Source organism: Bacteroidota bacterium, assembly GCA_016183775.1.
Classification (GTDB): Bacteria; Bacteroidota; Bacteroidia; order JABDFU01; family JABDFU01; genus JABDFU01.
The window spans coordinates 37,688-58,362 of the sequence record JACPDY010000119.1; the positions used below are offsets into that span (position 1 = coordinate 37,688).

The 20,675-nt window shown below is 40.7% G+C and carries 16 protein-coding genes; 9 read left to right on the forward strand and 7 right to left on the reverse strand.

Annotated elements, in window-relative coordinates; all coding sequences use genetic code 11:
• Window positions 1-2: 2 nt before the first annotated feature.
• Window positions 3-905, forward strand: a complete 903-nt coding sequence (locus HYU69_14230; GenBank protein MBI2271498.1) for a type IX secretion system membrane protein PorP/SprF — start codon at window positions 3-5, stop codon at window positions 903-905.
• Between the two features lie 5 nt (window positions 906-910).
• Here the strand turns inward: HYU69_14230 and kynU are convergent, their stop codons facing one another.
• A complete protein-coding gene (gene kynU / locus HYU69_14235; GenBank protein MBI2271499.1) occupies window positions 911-2,194 on the reverse strand; it encodes a kynureninase in 1,284 nt (427 codons plus the stop codon).
• Between the two features lie 84 nt (window positions 2,195-2,278).
• Between kynU and hemL the strand changes: the two genes are divergently transcribed.
• Entirely contained in the window at window positions 2,279-3,580 is a 1,302-nt protein-coding gene (gene hemL, locus HYU69_14240) for a glutamate-1-semialdehyde 2,1-aminomutase (protein MBI2271500.1), read from the forward strand.
• Here hemL and HYU69_14245 read toward each other — a convergent pair.
• Window positions 3,551-4,396, reverse strand: a complete 846-nt coding sequence (locus tag HYU69_14245; protein ID MBI2271501.1) for a UbiA family prenyltransferase — start codon at window positions 4,394-4,396, stop codon at window positions 3,551-3,553. The two genes, hemL and HYU69_14245, sit on opposite strands and share 30 nt — an antisense overlap.
• A gap of 132 nt (window positions 4,397-4,528) precedes the next feature.
• Here HYU69_14245 and gcvP point away from each other — a divergent pair, with 132 nt between their 5' ends.
• The 3 genes from gcvP to HYU69_14260 all read left to right on the forward strand — a co-directional run bounded on the left by gcvP (window position 4,529) and on the right by HYU69_14260 (window position 10,393).
• Window positions 4,529-7,420, forward strand: coding sequence for an aminomethyl-transferring glycine dehydrogenase (gcvP, locus tag HYU69_14250; GenBank protein ID MBI2271502.1), 2,892 nt, complete (start codon window positions 4,529-4,531; stop codon window positions 7,418-7,420).
• Between the two features lie 172 nt (window positions 7,421-7,592).
• Window positions 7,593-8,954, forward strand: coding sequence for a T9SS type A sorting domain-containing protein (locus tag HYU69_14255; protein ID MBI2271503.1), 1,362 nt, complete (start codon window positions 7,593-7,595; stop codon window positions 8,952-8,954).
• Window positions 8,955-9,064: 110 nt separating this feature from the next.
• On the forward strand, window positions 9,065-10,393 hold the full coding sequence (locus HYU69_14260; protein MBI2271504.1) for a T9SS type A sorting domain-containing protein: 1,329 nt from the start codon (window positions 9,065-9,067) through the stop codon (window positions 10,391-10,393).
• Between the two features lie 80 nt (window positions 10,394-10,473).
• Here the strand turns inward: HYU69_14260 and HYU69_14265 are convergent, their stop codons facing one another.
• The gene (locus HYU69_14265; GenBank protein MBI2271505.1) at window positions 10,474-11,232 is read right to left on the reverse strand and encodes an ATP-binding cassette domain-containing protein; all 759 of its coding nucleotides are present in this window, start codon (window positions 11,230-11,232) and stop codon (window positions 10,474-10,476) included.
• Window positions 11,229-11,969, reverse strand: a complete 741-nt coding sequence (locus HYU69_14270; protein ID MBI2271506.1) for an ABC transporter permease — start codon at window positions 11,967-11,969, stop codon at window positions 11,229-11,231. The genes HYU69_14265 and HYU69_14270 overlap by 4 nt, the downstream gene beginning before the upstream one ends.
• Window positions 11,970-12,275: 306 nt before the next feature.
• On the opposite strand from HYU69_14270, the gene HYU69_14275 reads away from it, so the two are divergent.
• From HYU69_14275 to HYU69_14285, 3 genes are all read left to right on the forward strand, one after another.
• Window positions 12,276-12,524, forward strand: a complete 249-nt coding sequence (locus HYU69_14275) for a ferrous iron transport protein A (GenBank protein MBI2271507.1) — start codon at window positions 12,276-12,278, stop codon at window positions 12,522-12,524.
• A gap of 95 nt (window positions 12,525-12,619) precedes the next feature.
• Window positions 12,620-14,554, forward strand: coding sequence for a ferrous iron transport protein B (gene feoB / locus HYU69_14280; GenBank protein ID MBI2271508.1), 1,935 nt, complete (start codon window positions 12,620-12,622; stop codon window positions 14,552-14,554).
• Window positions 14,555-14,657: 103 nt separating this feature from the next.
• The gene (locus HYU69_14285) at window positions 14,658-16,226 is read left to right on the forward strand and encodes an O-antigen ligase family protein (protein ID MBI2271509.1); all 1,569 of its coding nucleotides are present in this window, start codon (window positions 14,658-14,660) and stop codon (window positions 16,224-16,226) included.
• A 2-nt stretch (window positions 16,227-16,228) separates the two neighbouring features.
• Here the strand turns inward: HYU69_14285 and HYU69_14290 are convergent, their stop codons facing one another.
• Together HYU69_14290 and HYU69_14295 are read right to left on the reverse strand one after the other, a co-directional pair.
• A complete protein-coding gene (locus HYU69_14290) occupies window positions 16,229-17,320 on the reverse strand; it encodes a glycosyltransferase family 4 protein (protein MBI2271510.1) in 1,092 nt (363 codons plus the stop codon).
• Window positions 17,317-18,078 (reverse strand): glycosyltransferase family 2 protein, encoded by a 762-nt coding sequence (locus HYU69_14295; GenBank protein MBI2271511.1) that lies wholly within the window; start codon window positions 18,076-18,078, stop codon window positions 17,317-17,319. The genes HYU69_14290 and HYU69_14295 overlap by 4 nt, the downstream gene beginning before the upstream one ends.
• 213 nt (window positions 18,079-18,291) lie before the next feature.
• On the opposite strand from HYU69_14295, the gene meaB reads away from it, so the two are divergent.
• Complete coding sequence (gene meaB / locus HYU69_14300) at window positions 18,292-19,200, forward strand: methylmalonyl Co-A mutase-associated GTPase MeaB (protein MBI2271512.1); 909 nt, start codon at window positions 18,292-18,294, stop codon at window positions 19,198-19,200.
• Window positions 19,201-19,350: 150 nt separating this feature from the next.
• On the opposite strand, the gene HYU69_14305 is transcribed toward meaB, so the two are convergent.
• Entirely contained in the window at window positions 19,351-20,523 is a 1,173-nt protein-coding gene (locus HYU69_14305) for an ATP-binding protein (GenBank protein MBI2271513.1), read from the reverse strand.
• Window positions 20,524-20,675 lie beyond the last annotated feature (152 nt).

Below are 20,675 nucleotides of genomic sequence, written 5' to 3' on the forward strand. Positions count from 1 at the left end.
TAATGAGGCGGTTAATACATATCCTGATAGTGGCACTTGTTTTGTCAGGTGTATCAAAGGCTCAGCAATTGCCGCAGTTCACTAATTACATGATCAATGATTATGTAATTAACCCTGCCCTTAGCGGAACAAAAGATTATTTTGAGGTAAAGTCAAACAACCGCTATCAATGGGTTGGAATTACCGATGCCCCCCGCACATTTACGCTAAGCGCCAATGGTCCGTATAAATCAAAGAATATGGGTTACGGAGGGTATGTATTTACTGATATCACCGGACCTACACGCAGAATAGGTTTGACATTAAGCTACGCCTACCATTTAAAACTGAATGAAGCCTATAAGCTGTCGCTGGGTTTAAATGGTGGTTTGTTGCAATTTTCAGTTGATGGTTCAAAAATAACTTTGCGTGACCAGAATGACCTTGCTTTAAGTGGTGGTATGCAATCAGTCATTGTACCTGATTTTGGTTTTGGAGCCATGCTGCGTCACGATAAATTTTACGCTGGAGTCTCTGTTCCTCAGCTTTATCAAAGCAAACTTAAATTTTTTGATTATACTACATCAACACTCAGCAAACTGGCTACTCACTTTTATGCAATGGGCGGGTATAGGTACGATCTGAATGATAAAATCCGTCTGGAGCCAAGTGTATTGATAAAATATGTTTCTCCTGCTCCGGTTAAGGTAGATATTGGTGTACGGGCAATTTACAAAGAAATGATATGGGCAGGTGTGGCTTACCGCACTAAAGATGCCATCACAGCACTTGTCGGTTATACCTATCAAAACTACCTGACGTTTGCTTATGCGTACGATATGACAACTACCAACCTGCGCAATTATTCAACAGGCACACATGAAATAATGTTCGGTCTGCGATTTAATAATAAGCCCAAGACTTAAGCACACTATTTCAACAGTAGCTGATGTAGTATTTCTCCAAAGCGGTAAACATCTTCAAATGAATTATAGAGAGGTACCGGTGCAATGCGTATTACATTCGGTTCGCGCCAATCTGCTATTACGCCTTTTGAGGTAAGTTTTTGAAAAAGCTCTTTCCCGTTTCCATGCGCAACGATTGAAAGCTGGCATCCCTGTGTGATCGATGAATTTACAGGTGTTATTATTTCAAGATGCTGTCCCTTGTCCTTCGTTCTGTTATTAATTTCTCCGATAACAAATGCCAGGTAATTGGTGAGTTTTGAGCTCTTGGCTGTCAACGCATTCATCCCTGCATTTTCGAAAATGTCAAGCGCTGCTTTGTGCGCGGCCATGGTTAATACGGGTACATTGCTTACCTGCCAGCCTTCCGCAGTTGGAATAGGGGTGAAGGTCTTCTCCATTTTAAAGCGCTTGTTTTTATCATGCCCCCACCAGCCGGCAAAGCGTGGTAAATTTGCCAGGTGGTGTCGTTGATGAATAAAAGCTCCGCCTACACTGCCCGGCCCGGAATTTAAATATTTGTATGAGCACCAGGCCGCAAAATCAATACCCCAGTCGTGGAGCGCTAATTTGATGTTCCCGATGGCATGCGCCAGGTCAAACCCGACCACTACTCCTGCACTATGGCCGGCTTCGGCAATAGATCTCATGTCAAATACCTGTCCGCTGAAATAATTCACACCTCCGATAAATACAAGTGCCAGTTCGTCTTTATGCATTTCAATGGCAGCTAAAATATCTTCATTACGAATGGTGTATTCGCCTTCTCTTGGAGCAACTTCTATAATGGCTTCATCAGGATCATACCCATGGTAACTTACCTGTGAAGCAATTAAATACTGATCGGATGGAAACGCTTTTGCTTCGCATAAAATTTTGTAGCGTGCAGCAGTTGGCCTGTAAAATGAAACAAACAGAAAATGAATATTGCTTGTCAGCTGATTCATTGCAACTACTTCTTCGGGTTTTGCTCCAACCAATTTTGCCAATGGTTTGGAAAGTAACTCATGGTAGGAATACCACGGATTTTTAGCTTCAAAATGTCCTTCAACACCAAACTTCGCCCAATCGTTTAACTCCTGCAGAATATATTTTTGTGTATTTTTTGGTTGTAATCCCAACGAATTACCGGTAAAATAGATCACATTTTTTCCTTTGTGTTTTGGAAATAAAAACTGGTTGCGGTACTTCTTTAGCGGATCTTTTGCATCAAGTTTTTTGGCGAACTGTAATGTATTTTCGTATTTCATGCTGATTAATATTTTTCTTCGTAAGAAAGATACGTTGGGTTGAGGCCCAAAGATATATATTTGTATAGCAAAAGTGGAAAAGTCATGAAGAGAGACAGATCAAATGCCTTGTATGAAAAGGCCAAATCGTATTTTCCTGGCGGAGTCAATAGCCCGGTGCGGGCATTTCGTTCGGTTGGCGGAACTCCTCTTTTTATCAAGCGGGGAAAGGGCTCGCACATTTGGGATGCCGATGGGAATGAGTTCATTGATTATTGCTGTTCCTGGGGTCCATTGATATTGGGGCACGCTAACCCAAAAGTTGTGAATGCAATTAAGCATACCGTTGAGAATGGCAGCTCATTCGGGGCGCCGACGGAGTTGGAAAACGAGTTGGCAGAATTAATATTAAGTAACAATAAGTACATAGAAAAACTGCGTTTTGTAAGTTCCGGGACAGAGGCTGTGATGAGTGCAATCCGTTTGGCACGCGGATTCACAAGGCGCAATAAAATTTTAAAATTTGAAGGATGTTACCATGGACACAGTGATTCCCTCTTGGTAAAAGCAGGCTCCGGTCTGGTTACTTTTGGAAATACCTCATCGGCTGGCGTGCCTAAAAGTTTTGTGGATGAAACCATTGTTGTTTCATTGAATAATAAAGCAGCGGTTGAAGAGGCCTTTGCCAAATTTAAAAATGAAATAGCCTGTATCATCATTGAACCCATACCGGCTAATAATGGCTTGTTGCTGCAGGATAAAGAGTATCTGCAATTTCTGCGCGAAATATGTACTGTTAATAAATCGCTTCTTGTTTTTGATGAAGTGATAAGCGGCTTTCGTATTGGCTTTACAGGTGCTGCCGGTTATTATAACATACAGCCGGATATTATTACTTACGGGAAAATTATTGGAGGCGGCTTGCCTGTTGGTGCTTATGGAGCAAGTGCTGAGATCATGAGCAATATATCGCCTGATGGCGATGTGTACCAGGCCGGTACTCTTAGTGGAAATCCCGTTGCCATGGCGGCAGGGCTGGCGCAGCTGAAGGAATGTTTAAAGCCCGGCTTCTATAAGGACCTCGAAATGAAAGTTGTTTTTTTGTTTGATCAGATAAAGCAAAACCTGAAACCCGGAAGTTTTAATCTTCAACTTTTTTCCATTGGATCGATCTTTTGGATTGCATTTACGGATAAGCAAAAAATTCAGGCTGCTGAACAGATCGATCCCGATAGTATGAAGCATTTCAAATTGCTGCATCGCGAACTGCTCGAACTAGGTGTATACCTGGGGCCGTCAGGATATGAAGTGGGATTTGTTTCAGAGGCGCATAGCGAGGTCGACCTGATGAAAACCGCTTATGCTTTTATCGAAGCATTAAATAAAATTACAAGAATATATCAGTAAGGGTTGTAAAAGCATCATCCCGTCGATCCCCAATAAATAAAAGTATTCACTGCTTTTTTTCCTGCAATTTAAAATAAGTGCAGTGGTTATTATTGCTGATATAATAATTGCCAGCATATTTGACATGCTGTAAATACTATGTTGGTACAGGATAACAGATAGGGGTAATGAGAGCAGAAGGCATACAATTGCCACTGTTTTTCCTGCCTGGATGCCGTATAAAGATGGAATGGTGCGCACTGCCGAAAGCTTGTCGTGCTCAATGTCCCGGATGTTAAAAACAATGCAAAGCGACAAGAGAAACAACAGCCGCTCCGGGAATATAATCAGCAACTCCTTATTTAACTGACCTTCTCCATTGAGCTGTAAGGGTATATACAAACTAACGGTAGCCCATACAAACGCAACCATTAATGCTTTTACGGCCGGGATCTTGCGCAACCGTACTCCCGGCAAAAAATACAGTACTGATACAATAGCAAGGGGAGTCATAATGTATAAAAATGTTGTTCCTGTGAGGAAGATACAAATTAATAGTCCGGCTCCTCCCAAACTAAAAAGTGAGATCAGTGTTTTTCGGTGATTGATGATCCAATGATGTCTTATCGAAGGTATTGTTTGACCATAGGCGGGCGATAAAACAACCCGCTGAAGGTTATAAAGACAAAGCGTTGCAAAAAAAATAAAAGCAATATAGGCGAGGTTTGGTCTGATGTGAAATAATAAATAAGTTTGGGCAGTTAGTGCTCCTGCACACAATGATACAAAGAGGTTACCAAATAATAGAAAATTGCCAAATTGTCGTAGAGCAGTCAAAGTGAGGCGAATATAACCACATAATACCCTGATTTGAACACCTGCCTGTTTTTTGTTGATGTTTTAATTAACGTAGAATTAAATAATCAATACTCAATTTATTACATTTGTTACCCTTAAAAATCAGGTAAAATGGTTAAAGACACATTTGTAAACCGTCACAACGGTCCGCGTACGAACGAAGTAGAAAAGATGCTCCATAAGATCGGGGTAAATTCTGTTGATGAACTGATCAGCCAGACAATTCCCGACGGTATAAGGTTGAGCAAGTCCCTTAATATCAACTCAGCTGCGACGGAGTATCAATATTTAAAGGATCTTAAAAAGATCGCTTCAAAAAATAAGGCATATCGTTCATATATCGGTTTGGGCTATTACGGAACGATCATTCCGGCCGTAACTCAGCGTAATGTTCTCGAGAATCCGGGATGGTACACCGCTTACACGCCTTACCAGGCAGAAATATCACAAGGTCGCCTGGAAGCGCTCATCAATTTTCAAACGATGGTCATTGATCTTACCGGGCTGCCAATTGCAAATGCTTCATTATTGGATGAAGCCACCGCGGGTGCCGAAGCAATGACAATGTTATTCAATAATCGTTCCCGCGAATCGCAGAAGAGAGAAGCGAATGTATTCTTCGTCTCAAATGATGTGTATCCGCAAACCATTGATGTTCTTAAAACACGTGCAATTCCACTCGGAATAAAAATTGAAACGGGCGATTGGAAAACATTTCAATTCAGTGAAAAAATTTATGGCGCATTAATACAATATCCAAATATTGATGGTGCTGTTAATAATTATGCAGATTTTGTAAAACGTGCAAAAGCAGGCGATGCTATGGTTGCTGTTGCTACCGATCTGCTTGCCCTGACATTGTTAACTCCTCCCGGTGAATGGGGCGCCGATGTTGTATTCGGTAACTCTCAGCGTTTTGGCGTTCCGATGGGTTACGGGGGGCCGCATGCCGCTTTTTTTGCTACCAAAGAAGAATACAAGCGACTGCTGCCGGGGCGTATCATAGGTGTTTCAGTTGATGCGGAAGGGAACCCGGCGTTTCGTATGGCTCTTCAAACACGTGAGCAGCACATAAGGAGAGATAAAGCCACTTCAAATATATGTACCGCGCAGGCTTTGTTGGCTATAATGGCCAGTATGTACGCCGTATATCATGGCCCGGAAGGATTAAAAGGAATTGCGGAACAGGTACATTTTTCCGTGGCGGCGTTGGCAAATGAATTAAAAGTTTTGGGTTGTACCATTGAGAATGAACTATTTTTCGATACGATCAAAGTGAAATTACCTGTCGGAACTTCTGTTAAACAGGTGGAGGTCATTGCCCTGAAAAAGGAGATCAACTTCCGTTATATAAATGAAAATACCGTTGGTATTGCCCTGGATCAGACAGTTGGTATTGACGACCTGAATGATATTATTTCTGTGTTTGCAGAAACACTGGGCAAAACATCAAATGGAATTACTGAACAGCACCTCGCATCTCATGCTTCACATCTCACCTCTTCTTTTGCAAAGCGTACGTCCCCATTCTTAGCTCACCCGATATTTAATTTATATCATTCGGAAAGTGAAATGATGCGCTACATCAAGCGTTTGGAGAACAAAGATTTGTCATTGACACATTCAATGATAGCGCTTGGTTCCTGCACCATGAAGCTGAATGCTGCATCGGAACTTTGCCCGATCACATGGCCGGAGTTCGCGAATATTCACCCTTTTGCACCTGTTGAGCAAACAAAAGGATACCAGCAAATATTCAAAGAACTCAATAAGGATCTTTCAAAAATAACAGGATTCGCGGCCATGAGCTTTCAACCTAATTCGGGCGCACAGGGTGAATATGCGGGGTTGATGGTAATTCGCGCATATCACATTTCACGGGGCCACGGACACAGGAACATTGCCCTTATCCCATCTTCTGCGCATGGTACAAATCCCGCGAGTGCTGCTATGGCAGGGATGCATATTGTAGTAGTGAAATGCGATGATCTCGGGAATATTGATTTGGCAGATCTGAAGGAAAAGGCCGAATTGCATAAGGACAATCTTTCCTGTTTCATGGTTACCTATCCGTCCACACATGGTGTTTATGAAGAGAGTATAAAAAAGATCACCAAAATTATTCACGATAATGGCGGGCAGGTTTACATGGATGGCGCGAATATGAATGCACAGGTGGGATTGACCAGCCCGGGCAATATTGGCGCAGATGTGTGCCACCTTAACTTACATAAAACATTTGCTATCCCGCACGGCGGTGGAGGTCCGGGGATGGGGCCAATTGGGGTTGCAAAACATTTGGTTCCGTTTCTTCCTTCGCATGCGGTGATCAAAACGGGCGGAGAGCAGGGTATCTCAGCTGTTTCGGCGGCCCCATGGGGTAGTGCGCTCATATTGCTTATATCTTATGGATACATTAAAATGCTGGGTGCGGAAGGTGTAACTGAGGCTACCAAAACGGCCATACTGAACGCGAATTACATGAAAGAAGTATTAAAAGAATATTACCCTATTTTATATGTTGGAAAAAATAATCGTGTTGCGCACGAGATGATACTTGATTGTAAAGAGTTTAAGCGTACCACGGGTATAGAGGTGGGCGATATTGCAAAGCGCCTGATGGACTTTGGCTTTCATGCACCAACAGTTGCTTTTCCCGTACATGATACATTAATGATCGAACCGACAGAAAGTGAATCAATGGCTGAATTAGACCGGTTTTGTGAAGCAATGGTAACTATTAGAAAGGAAATACAGGAAATTGCTGAAGGCAAAGCCGATCCACAGGATAATGTGATCAAAAATGCTCCGCATACCGCAAAGGCGGCAATTAGCAATGACTGGAATCATAACTATTCACGTGAAAAGGCTGTTTATCCATTAAAATGGGTAAGAGACAATAAGTTTTGGCCTTCAGTTGCCCGTATTGACAATGCGCATGGCGACAGAAATTTGGTTTGTTCTTGTCCGCCAATCGAACAATATATAGAAGAATTAGTTTGAAAATCAGCATGTTATGTGCTGCCAAAATTGTGATTCTATCGTATGAAAATAGTTTAATTGCGGATAAAAGTTAATTCGGCTTCAATTGCTATTTGTAAAAAAATTGTAAATTCGTAGCTCTTAATTTTTTGTAAAAACTGTTTTATTAATTATTATTAAATACAACGACACCATGAAAAAAATTACTTTTTGTACTTTAATGTTTGCCGGGGTAGCTTTATTTGCTCAGCATGCTCAGCAGGACAACACCGTAAGTCCTGCTAAAAACGGATTAGAGCTTGTTGATTGGAAACCAAGTGGCAGGGCTAATAAAATAAATAACAATTCAATACGTTCGGGCGTATTTCATTATCAGTTAGTATGGGCTGCTGCTAAGGAGTGGTGGAACATAAATGTTGATAATGCAACGGCCTCGAATTTCGCCGTATACCGAAATGTTGTTTTTATGGATTCAACTGCTGTAACAAGCAGCAGTACCGGAAATGACAATCCATTTAATATGCGTGCAGGAGTTGTTGTTGACCCCAAATCTCCTTATTACGATTCTACTTTCACCGGTCCTTTTCTTACTGCCTCTGATGCATATCAGGTTGATACAGTTTTGATCGATGGAAACTATCAGAGACGTGTTAGTGTTGATGATACAATGATAGTGGAATTATCATGGGGTGATACTGCCAACTATACTACCTGGACACAGGTTTATAATTCAGGGAAAAACCAGTATTGGGTTTGTCCTAAACTTAACTCATCTGCATCACATGGGAATGTGTCCCACTTAACTGCCGCTGCAGGTAATCGTGTAATCGTTAAGCGTGTTATGACTGCAGCTGATACGATCACCGTTGGTAACCCTTTTGCAGGTGCAATTGTTGTAGTAATGCCAAATGGAGGCGTGAAGATCCCTGCAGGTAATCCTGTAGCGGTTACATACACTTTTGTTCCGGGAAGCTACACCATAGGTGATGTTGTGTTCCAGTATAGCAACCCGACAACTCCGGCTACAAAAAATGGTTTTGGTGGTTACCTGGCTGGCCAGAAAGATTATAACGGTACAAATGGGCTGAGTTATTATTATGATAGAGACTTGTCAGGAAATCCTGCAAAAACAAAGAACAGCAGCATGGATTACTACACAAACGGAAGGTATGGAAAATATACCGGTGGTCAGGCATTTGCAAATTCCTGCATGTATCCTGGTGCTGATTTTTGCTGGTACATAGAAACTATCATTTCTAACCAGGTGGTGGGAATTGATGAGCACAAATCAAACAATTTACGTGTTGGACAAAACATTCCTAATCCGTTCAATGATAATACATATATTGGTTATGAGCTGATTGAAAGTGCAAATGTTACACTTGAAGTGTTTGACATTACCGGTAAAAAAGTACAAGCCATTAACGAAGGCAAAAAATTTGCCGGTAACTATAACATTCAATTTAACGGAAGCAATCTTCAGGCTGGTGTATACTTCTATACATTAACTGCAGGAGAGACTCGTGTTACTAAACGCATGACACTTGTTAGATAAGTAATTTTAACTACAATAAAAAAATCCCCCCGCCGGTTTGGGCGGGGGGATTTTTTTTGTTCTAAATCTTTCGGTTGAAGTTTAATTTTGTCAGCAATACACTATTTAGCATGATTTTATTGAGTATCAACACATTGGCTCAATATAATACCATTGAAACACAACCGGTGCAATCCGGCCCAATGCTGAATTGGAAACCCAATTATGATATTAATGCGCGCAATGTTAAAGCACTCCAATCAGGGGTTTTTCATTATGAGCTTAACTGGCAATATGCAAAAGCAGAATATGAAAAGGGTGTAAATAATGCTCCTGTTGGGGATTTTACTTATTACGGGAATGTATTATTTATGGACTCAACCGCTAAATACAGTAATAGTTCTTCTACTGCAAATGTATTTAATATACGTGCGGGAGTTATTGTGGATCCTAAATCGCCTTATTATAGCCCTGGTCCTGCTTTTGATGAAGTCCCTTTCCTCACCCCCACTGATGCTTATCAGGTCGATTCAATTTTAATCGTTGGTTTTTATCAAAGAAGGACTTCTGTAAATGATACGTTATTACTTGAGATATGCTGGGCTGATACGTTAAATACAAGCGTGTGGCAAACTGTTTTGAGTTCAATATCGCCAAGAACCTGGCTAACGCCTTTTGTTAATTCTTCCACCAGTCATGGTGACGTATCGCACTTAACCTGTCCGGCAACTAACCGTATATTTCTTAAAAAGGTATTAACTGCAGCCGACACGATCACTGTTGGTAATGCTTATGCAAACGTACATGTATTTGTAATGCCTGCAGGCGGCCTTAAAATTCCGGCAAATAATATTTTGGCGGTTACCTACTCATTCATTCCGGGGACTGATTATACTGCAGGTGATGTGGTATACCAATATTCCAATCCGATGAGTCCTGCAACAAAAAATGGTTTCGCGGGATCTTTGAGAGGTGGAAAAGCCAATTCTGCCTATCTGTATGATAAAAGTACACAGGCTACCAATCCTGCTAAAACAAAAAACTCAGGAGTTGACTACTATCATGTTGGAAGATATGGAAAGTACACAGGTACAGGAGCGTATTTAAATTCATGTATGCGTCCAAGTGCTGACTTTGCATGGAATGTAAGCGTAATTATCTCAAATCAGCCTGTAGGAATTAATGAAAAGCAGGCTAACAATATCCGCGTTGGACAAAATACCCCGAACCCTTTTAATGATAACACATACATTAGCTACGAACTTATCGAAGGCGCTAATGTAGCACTCGAAGTGTTTGACATTACAGGGAAAAAAATTCAGACTATTAATGAAGGCAGACAGTTTGCCGGAAGCCATAATATTCAATTTAATGGCACTAACCTGGAGGCTGGTGTATATTTCTATACATTGACTGCAGGTGAAACCCGTGTTACCAAACGGATGACACTTGTTAAATAAATAATTATAAGTATATCAGTAAAAAACCTTCCGGGATCCCGGAAGGTTTTTTTAATTATTGCAATAGTGTAAAGCAAAAATTATTGAATAACTCTTTTTCTGAATTCTTTCAGGAATTTAGTGGCGTATACAAAGTCAACCAACTCTTTTGCTCCGGCATGCAATATTTGTTCTTTGTTGCCTTTCCATAGAATTTCTCCGTTGTACAAAAAAGCAATATTGTCGCCTATTTCAAGTACAGAATTCATGTCGTGAGTGATGACAAGCGTTGTAATATTATATTCATAAGTTATTTCTTTGATCAACTCATCAATAACAATAGAAGTTCGTGGGTCAAGGCCTGAATTGGGTTCGTCACAGATCAGGTACCTTGGTTCAACAGCTATTGCGCGTGCTATAGCAACCCTTTTTTTCATACCCCCGCTTAACTCTGAAGGCAGAAGGGATGCGGCATTCGGAAGATTTACGCGGTTTAAACAAAAGTTCGCCCTTTCACGTTTTTCTTCCTGTGTTTTATCAGTAAACATGGAGAGGGGAAAAATAATGTTTTCTTCCACTGTCATTGAATCAAACAGTGCGCCTCCCTGGAAAAGCATACCGATCTCTTTACGTATGACCTTTTTTTCGTAAAAACTCATTGTCGTAAAGTTCCGGTTATCGTACAGCACTTCGCCGGAATCAACTTTAAGCAAGCCGACCATACATTTGGTAAATACAGTTTTTCCGGATCCGCTTTCCCCTATAATAAGATTGCATTTACCCGGCTCAAGGTCAAATGAAACATTCTTCAGGACGGGCCGGTTGCCAAAAGCTTTGGATATGTTGCGCGCCTGGATCACGACATCAATAATTGTGTAAGAAGGAAATTAAATACAAGGATCAAAATACTGCTGTATACCACCGCCTTGGTACTTGCCCGTCCTACTTCAAGCGCACCGCCTTTTGTATAATAACCATGATATGAAGATACAGATGTAATAATAAAAGCAAAGACCACCGTTTTTATCAATGCATAAGTAACTCCAAAAGGCTTGAACTGATATTGTATACCATAAACATATTCATATGAAGAAACCACACCGGTAATGATCCCGAAGAGCCATCCGCCAAATATTCCCAGAAACATACTTATCAGAATAATAAAAGGATTTATGAAAACAGCGGCCAGCACTTTGGGCATTATCAGGTAGCTGGCAGAGTTGATCCCCATTACTTCCAACGCGTCAATTTGTTCGGTTACGCGCATTGTTCCAATCTCGGAAGCGATATTTGAACCGACCTTACCCGCTAAGATCAGGCTTATAATAGTAGGCGCAAACTCCAGTATAATACCCTGGCGCGTGGCTAAACCAACTGCATAAAGGGGGATCCAGGCGCTGGTGAAGTTAAATGAAGATTGAATAGTAATAACCGCGCCCATAAATACCGAAATGATTGCGGCAATTCCAAGCGAACCGATACCTAATGAATTGATCTCGGCCATTAGTTGTTTATAGTAAATGGAGTATTTTTCGGGTTTATGAAAAGTGCGTTTGATCAGCAGGTAATATTTCCCGAAATGATATAGTAAATTCATGTTTATAAGCAATAATTGGTTAAAAATAGCTAATAATTTGGTATCTTAGATAGGAGTTGGCGGAATGGACCCAGGGATAAAAATAATAAGATTATCAAGACTTATCATACTATTGGTTTGCTGCCTTTTTATTGCATGTAGCAGCTCCTCAAAGGTCAGGCACTCAAGGACCCCAAAAAGCTGTGATTGCCCACATCTGTAAGGACAGAAGATGTTGTTGGTTGTCAGTTTTTTAACCTGCTGACAACTAAATACCTAATTCAGGGTATATACATTACTTTTTAAATGAATAATTTAGCCCATAGAATGAAACAGGGAGGCACATATACGCTGGCGAGTATGAAATTGGGCGAGAGGGCTGTCATTGATTCGTTCACTGATAACGAAATGTCCTTAAAGCTATTAGAGATGGGCTGTACCCCTGGTGAAACTATCGTGGTGGATAATATTGCGCCGATGGGCGATCCTATAGCCATTTTTGTTTCAGGCTATTTATTAAGTTTGCGGAAAAAAGAGGCATCTACAATATTGGTAAAACCTGCGATGAATAGCTGAATCGTGCATATTTCAACTGAGTGCACCGAAACTTAGTGTAGTAGTTTGCCGCGACAAATCATTTATTTTTCTTTGTGAATAGATCATCATCTGTAATAAAAATTGCACTGGCGGGTAATCCTAATAGTGGCAAATCTACCTTATTCAATGAGCTTACAGGGCTTAATCAAAAAACAGGAAATTTTCCCGGAGTTACTGTTGACAAGAAAGTTGGCTATGCAAATCTTTTGAATAAAAGCGGGCTTGTTATACAAGCCAGTTTTATTGATCTGCCTGGCACTTACAGCCTGCAGCCCCGTTCAATTGATGAAGAAGTGGCTTGTGAAATACTGAAGAATAAAAATCACCCTGATTATCCTGATGTGGTTGTGGTTGTAGTGGATGCCACAAATTTAAAACGGAATCTCTTTTTAGTCACACAAATAATTGAACTGGAACTTCCGGTAGTTGTTGCATTAAATATGATTGATCTTGCCGGTCATTTGGGTATCTCAGACAAAGCAAGTGTACTTGCTGAACGGCTTGGCGTACCCGTTGTTCCAATAAGCGCGAGGAACGAACAGGGGATTAGCGAACTTAAGACGATATTGAGTGGATTGATAATGCCATCAACAATAAAATTCGCTCCCGCTAACGAGAATCCTGCTGTTGAAAGCATTGAACGGTATAATGTTATTTCGGCTCTTGTAAATGATATTGTTAAAGAAGACAGGCCTGATAATAAAATATCGTTAACACATCGCCTGGATAAACTACTGACACATAGGATATGGGGCTACCTGATATTTTTACTGGTATTGTTTTTCATCTTCCAGAGTATATTTTACATCGCCGCTTTCCCGATGCAATGGGGGGAAAAATTATTTATACGTTTTTCAGATTTGGGTCATTTGTATTTGCCCAAAGGAGAGCTTTCTGACCTGCTGATCAATGGCGTGCTTTCAGGGTTAAGCGGGGTGGTGATATTTGTTCCCCAAATAGCATTGTTGTTTGGCTTCATTGCCTTACTTGAAGATACGGGTTATATGGCCCGGGTTAGTTTTATAATGGACAAACTGATGCGCAGGTTTGGTTTGAATGGCCGTTCGGTAATACCGCTTATAAGCGGTGTAGCCTGTGCGGTTCCTGCTGTTATGGGTACCCGCACCATTAGCAGTTGGAAGGAGCGCCTTGTGACAATTTTAATAACACCACTTATGAGTTGTTCGGCCAGGCTGCCTGTTTATACATTGCTTATCAGCCTGATCTTCCCGGCCGGGACAAGTTCAGGTTTTTTTAATGCGCATGGCCTAGTATTAATGCTGATGTATCTTATCGGTTTCATGGCGGCAATGGCGGCGGCCTTAGTAATGAAGTTTATTATAAAGACAAAAGAGAAAAGCTATTTTATTATGGAACTTCCTGTGTACCGCGCTCCGCGCTGGACGAATGTTGCATATACAATTTATGATAAAGTAAAAGTGTTTTTATTTGATGCAGGTAAAGTAATTGTTGCTATTTCAGTAATTCTTTGGGTGCTGTCATCCCACGGGCCATCCGGCAAATTTGCTGAAATTGAAAGCAGGTATAATACAGTGCCAACCAGCGATCTGGCTGACAATAATGCGCTCATCGCGGCCCAAAAACTCGAAGCTTCATATGCAGGAATGCTTGGTAAAGCCATAGAGCCGGCCATTGCTCCGTTAGGTTTTGATTGGAAAATAGGGATCGCATTAATTTCATCATTCGCGGCGCGGGAAGTGTTTGTGGGCACTATGGCGACCATATATAGCGTGGGAGATGCTCAAAATACAATGTCTATCCGTGAAAAAATGATGATTGAAAAAAATGTGACTACAGGAGAGCCTCTTTACTCAAAGGCAGTAGGACTTTCCTTGATGATATTTTTTGCGTTTGCAATGCAGTGCATGAGTACCCTTGCTGTAGTAAAACGGGAAACCAAAAGCTGGAAGTGGCCTGTCATCCAGTTTCTTTATATGGGGATAATGGCTTACGGGGCGAGTTTTGTGGTGTATACTCTTTTTAAGTAATCTTCCGATATTGTTGTTGACTGTTTGTTGTCAGGCGACGCAACTAACAATCAACATCCGGTTTCACACAATTAATTTACCTTTGCTGCGTTAGATTAACTGCATGCAACTATTCCATCCTCAAACACACAAGTGGATCTATTTTTTTGGTTTATCTGTTGTTGCTGTTGGTATGCCTGTGTCCGAATTTTTAATGAGTATAGGACAGTTCATTATTTTGGGAAATTGGCTTCTCGAAGGCGGAATAATTCAAAAAGTGAAATATTTTTGGAAGAATAAAATGGCAGTGCTTGTGAGTTCTGTAATTCTCATGCACCTATTGGGCCTGTTTTACACCAGCGATTTTGAGTATGCTTTCAAGGATATACGCATAAAGGCGCCACTGCTTGTCTTGCCGTTGCTGATCTCAACCTCTGCGCCCCTTTCAAAGCAATTGTTTAACTGGTTGATGGCGATTTTTGTTGCATCAGTTGTGGTGGGTACATTTATCAGTATGGGGGTGTACTGCGGGATGATCTATGCCAAAAATCCGGTGACTGACATTCGCGATATTTCTATTTTTATTTCGCATATCCGTTTTAGTTTATTGATCTGCCTTTCCATTTTTATTTCAGCATGGTACCTGTATTCTGATCCGTCTATTTTTTCGAAAGTTATACTGGCAGTTGTGATAACCTGGCTGATCATATTCATGACCATACTTGATTCCCTTACCGGGATTGTTGCGTTGGTATTTGTCACCTTTGCCCTTATGCTCTATTTTATTTTTACATTAAAGAAATTATTGCCTAGGATTGTAGCTGTTTTTGGAGTTTTAGTTATGGTCACCGGTGTAATCTTATATATTAAACCACTGGTAACTCCGGGCAAAGACATTCCTCCGATAGAATATTCAAAACTTGAAAAAACTACCGCATCAGGTAATATATATGAGAATGATACGACTAATACTCAAAAGGAAAATGGGTACCCCGTTTGGATTTATATATGCTGGAAAGAGCTTGAGCAGGCCTGGAATGAGCGATCAACAATAGACTTTAATGGGAAGAACACCAGAGGTGACCTGGTGCAATACACCCTTGTGCGATACCTGGCTTCAAAGGGACTTAAGAAAGATGCTGCTGCTGTTCGTTCTTTGGGTGACAAAGAGGTGGGTGCAATTGAAAATGGCATTGCTAACGTTAATTATCTTGGAAAATCTGCCGTAACAATTCGAATCATGGAAACGTTGTGGGAGTTTGAGGATTATAAAAGAGGAGCCAATATTAATGGTCATTCGGCAGTAATGCGGCTGGAGTTCTGGAAAGCAGGCTGGTCTATTGTTAAGAAGCATCCTGTTTTCGGTGTTGGAACAGGCGATATAAAAAATGTCTATGCGGAACAATACACTGAAATGAATTCACCACTAGATGTACATCATCGGCTGCGTTCGCACAATCAGTATTTGTCAATTGCTGTAGCATTCGGAATATCCGGGTTGGCGTGGTTTTTAATAACACTTATCTGCCCGTTCATGTGGCATAGAATGTGGAATGATTATTTTTACTTTGTGTTTTTTCTGATCGTTGTGCTTTCTTTCTTAAACGAAGATACTCTTGAGACCCAGCCGGGAGTTACCTTTTTCGCTTTCTTTAATGCATTGCTTTTGTTTGGAAGAGAGAAGGGCAATTAAGATTACTTAATCACAATTTCCTTATAAATATCAAGCATCTGCTTACTTATGGCCTCTTTCGAAAATTGCTGTACAAAAGTAGAAGCATTTACAATGATTTTTTCTTTAAGCTCCGGTGATTTTATCAGTGAAATAATATTTTCTGCCAGCCGGGTTGCGTCTCCAATGGGAGCAAGTAAGCCTGTTTCGTTATGTTTCACAAGTTCGGGTATGCCTCCTGTTTGAGCTGCAACAACAGGTGTCCGGGCGGCAAACGATGCCAGCAGGATAGATCCCAGTCCTTCTTTCCTGGAAGTAAAAAGGAAAATATCCAAGTCGCGTAATACAGCGGAAATATCTAACGCAAAGCCATGAAAAATAATTTTATCATGGAGACCTTTCTGTTTTATAAGTAACTCAAGCGGGTTCCTTTCATTTCCTGTTCCGACAAGAATAAACCAGGCCTTTACGTCTTTCTTAATAAGCACTTCGGCTGTATTGATGAATGTGATATGATCTTTTTCCGAAGTAAGTGCGGCTATATTTCCGATTATTAATTCGTTTTCACCAATGTTATGTTGTTTGCGAAGCGTCCCTGATCTGCCTCCGCTAAAATTATTCAGGTCTACACAGTCGTAAATGGTACAGAGTTTTGACTTGTTGCGGATATCCTCCGATAGTATATTTTTTACCGCTTCGGAAACACAAATTATTGCTTTTATTTTTTTGTGATTGTATTTATATCTTGAAAACCAATTCCTGCTTATTGGAAATGCCACTTTCCGGCTCAGGACAAGTGGAGTGGGGTTGAAGAATATATCAGCAGCCAGCACAGCAAAATTGTGAGCATGCGAATCGTGAATATGGATCAGTTCGATCATATAATTTTGGCAAATATCCTTCACTTGTTTTGCAGCACGTATCTGATGCAGAAGACCTCTTGAAAAAGTGAGGTGTGTCAGGTGTTTTTTCTTGCAATAGTTGTGAAGAGATGATCCTTCAAGACATAATATCCATTGCTGAACATTGTTTTTATATAGCTCATCAACCAGGTAAGCGAGCTGCTGTTCTCCGCCACGCCACTCTGGTTCCGATGAAATGTGCAATACCTTCATTTGGAGTTATTAAATAGCCTGTTCAGTTTATTGTATTTCTGGTAAGTGGCGATCGCGGAGCTTTTACTTATTACAAAACCATAATACCCGTCTAAAAAACCGAGTTTCAGAACGTAGTCACCCAAAAATGCCGCAGCCGGACTCACAAATCGTTTTAAAAGAGATGGTTTCTTCCCGTTTTCGAATAAGGCTTTGGAAGATATATCAGTAAAGTAGCCGATCTTATTAAAGTGTTCTTCAACGGTATAATATCCGTAGTGCAAAATATCACCTTTTAAAAATCCTCTTTTGGAATCAGGGCCGGTCATTTCAAATCTATCGTGCGGGTTCAATCCTCCCCATTTGCCTTTGCGTGAATCCCATAATCGTAATTTACGATCGGGGTACCAGCCGCAATGATGGATCCATTTTCCGCAATAATTTGTGAGACGGTTCATGTAATAGCCATCGTGCTTCCAATTATTTTTTAGCTGTGCTATTGATCGTTGAAGTTCAACAGATAATGCTTCATCAGCATCTAACGACAGTACATGAGGGTATTTAGCCTGGGTAATGGCCCAATTCTTTTGTTCTATATGTCCTTCAAATGTATGTTGCACAAAACGTATCCCCCTTGATTTGCATATTTCCGGAGTTTTATCGGTCGAGTAAGAATCAACAACAACAATATCATCCGCTATTTCTTTTACAGAATCAAGGCAGCGGGCAATGTTGCGTTCTTCGTTATACGTTATTATTACGACTGATAATTGGATCATCTTGCACAAATTTAATATTATTTAATCTGCATAGCATCATATGGCTATTCCACAAAGGTATCCCTCATGGTTTCACGCAAAGACGCAAAGCTTGCAAAGAGAAAACAGGAAACCGCTCCAATTTAAAGCCTTTGCGAGCTTTGCGCCTTTGCGTGCAAAATGAAGTTTTGTCTACGGTCTGTCAACACTGCAAATTAATTATCTTTGTTAGTAATGGGTGCGAATATAAAGGAACTCCTTCTTCAATTACAGCAAGGCGATAAAAAAGCCTTAGCCCGCTGCATCACCATTGTTGAGAATGAGTTGGAAGGCTATGAGGAAATACTCACCTCTTTGCAGGCACAAAGGAGCATTCCTATTATCGGTATTACCGGCCCTCCCGGTGCGGGAAAAAGCACACTCATTAATTCTGTTATAAAGCAACTAACTACACAAAACAAAAAGATTGGTGTAATTGCTATTGACCCGACATCCCCGTTCAATTTTGGCTCTCTGTTAGGTGACAGACTGCGTATGGCTGATCATTTTAATAATGAAAATGTATTTATCCGTTCGCTGGCAACACGTGGCTCATTAGGCGGTTTATCGGCTAAAATAATTGAAGTGGTGGATGTAATGAAATGTTTTGATTTCGATTATTTGTTTGTTGAAACGGTTGGAGTAGGGCAGAGCGAAGTTGAAATTGTAGGCCTTGCCGACCTGACTATACTTGTACTTGTGCCTGAATCAGGGGATGAAGTACAAACCATTAAATCGGGGGTAATGGAGATCGCCGATATTTTTGTAGTAAATAAATCCGATCGGGATGGGGCCGGTACTTTCATTAAAAATATTATTACACTTGTTCACTCACGCCTGGAAAAAGATGAGACAGAGGTGCCCGTAATTAAAGCCGTAGCCACCAGTGATGAAGGGACATCAGAATTAATACAAGCCATTGACAAACTTCACAAAGAAAAAGTAAACAGCAAACGCTCGTATTTACTCACCGAAAAAGCCTATCGTCTTATCCAAAATAAACGCATGAAGGATATTCATAAGGTTGATCTTCAGAAAATGATTGAGGAGACCTCCGGCAAGCCAGGGTTTAATTTGTATGTTTTTGTGAAGGCATTTGGGTGAGGATAGGATGTAATTAATAAGAAAACATTGATCATACCGGATTATCTCCCTAATAAAATCATTAGTATAAGCGAGAAGATCGGATGTCTTTTTATTTATTTTCTGATAAGATTGTAAATTTCAAATTCAATTTGAAATTTACAAGGATGATTATTTTAATCCCGGCAGGTGTTTTTTCAGGAAGACACTCAATCCCACAATTTTTACTTTCTCTTTTGTAGTGTATTCAGTGTCATCAGAAGTGATGATGAAATTGTTCTTGCATTTCAAATCCTTCATAGATTGGTAAAACCCTTTAGTAGGTACAGGGCTTTTGCTGTGTTTTATTTCAATACAGGCCTTCACTTCTTGGCCGCGTGCGAGAACGAGGTCGCACTCCGCGCCGGCTTGCGTGCGGTAATAAAATGCATCAGTGCGGTTATTTTTAGCGTACATAACCTGGCTTATCACATAGCTTTCCCAGGATGCACCGAGGGATGGATGGCTGAGGAGTTCTTTGTTGGTATGTATATTAAGTAAAAAGTGCAAAATGCCGCTATCGCTTATATACACTTTAGGAGCTTTAACCAATCGCTTGCCAATGTTTACATAAAAAGGAGGCAGCTTATTAATAATAAAAGCCCCTTGCAGGTAATCGAGGTAGCGTTTAAGGGTTGTGCCGGTAATATCCAGTGAGCGGCCCAGGCTTTCGGCATTAAGTATACCGCTTTGTAAATGTGCCAGCATTTGCCATAACTTACGCATGGTAACTGTCGAGAATTTTACATCAAACAAAAAAGGCAGATCCCTTTCAATGTAAGTAGTGATGAAAGAATCCATCCAGTCGTAACGCGAGGCGTTATCATTCAGTAATAAATGCTGTGGGAATCCGCCTCTTAACCAATGCTGCTGCATGGAGATGTTTTTGGGCAGTTCATGCAAACCAATTGGGTTGAGATGGCTATAGGCAATGCGCCCGGCGAGGCTTTCCGATGCACCTTTAAGCAATTCAGGCGCAGCCGAACCGGAAATGATAAAGCGTCCCGGTTTACGTTTCTCATCAATAAGTGAACGCAGTAAAGGAAACAATTCAGGCATACGTTGTATTTCATCAATAATAACACAATCGTTCATAAATGCCGAGAGGTATCCTTCCGCATCACGCTTAACTATATCAAACGTGCTGCTCCTTTCAAGATCGAGGTAGTGAATAGTTTTTTTCTGATTTTTGGCGAGTAGTTTTACGAGTGTTGTTTTCCCAACCTGCCTTGGCCCCAACACAGCTACTGCAGGAAAAAGTTTCAATTGGCGCTCAATGTTAATCTGAATTTGTCTTTGAATCATATTTCAAAGATACAAATCATCCTTGTAAATTTCAAATTAAATTTGAAATTTACAAGGATGATTTGTATGAGTGATATATGCTGTTTTTAGCCCTTCGGGCTTAGTAAAACGATGTTGGAGGTTTGCTGTTCCAATGATTAACGGGCAGCTTG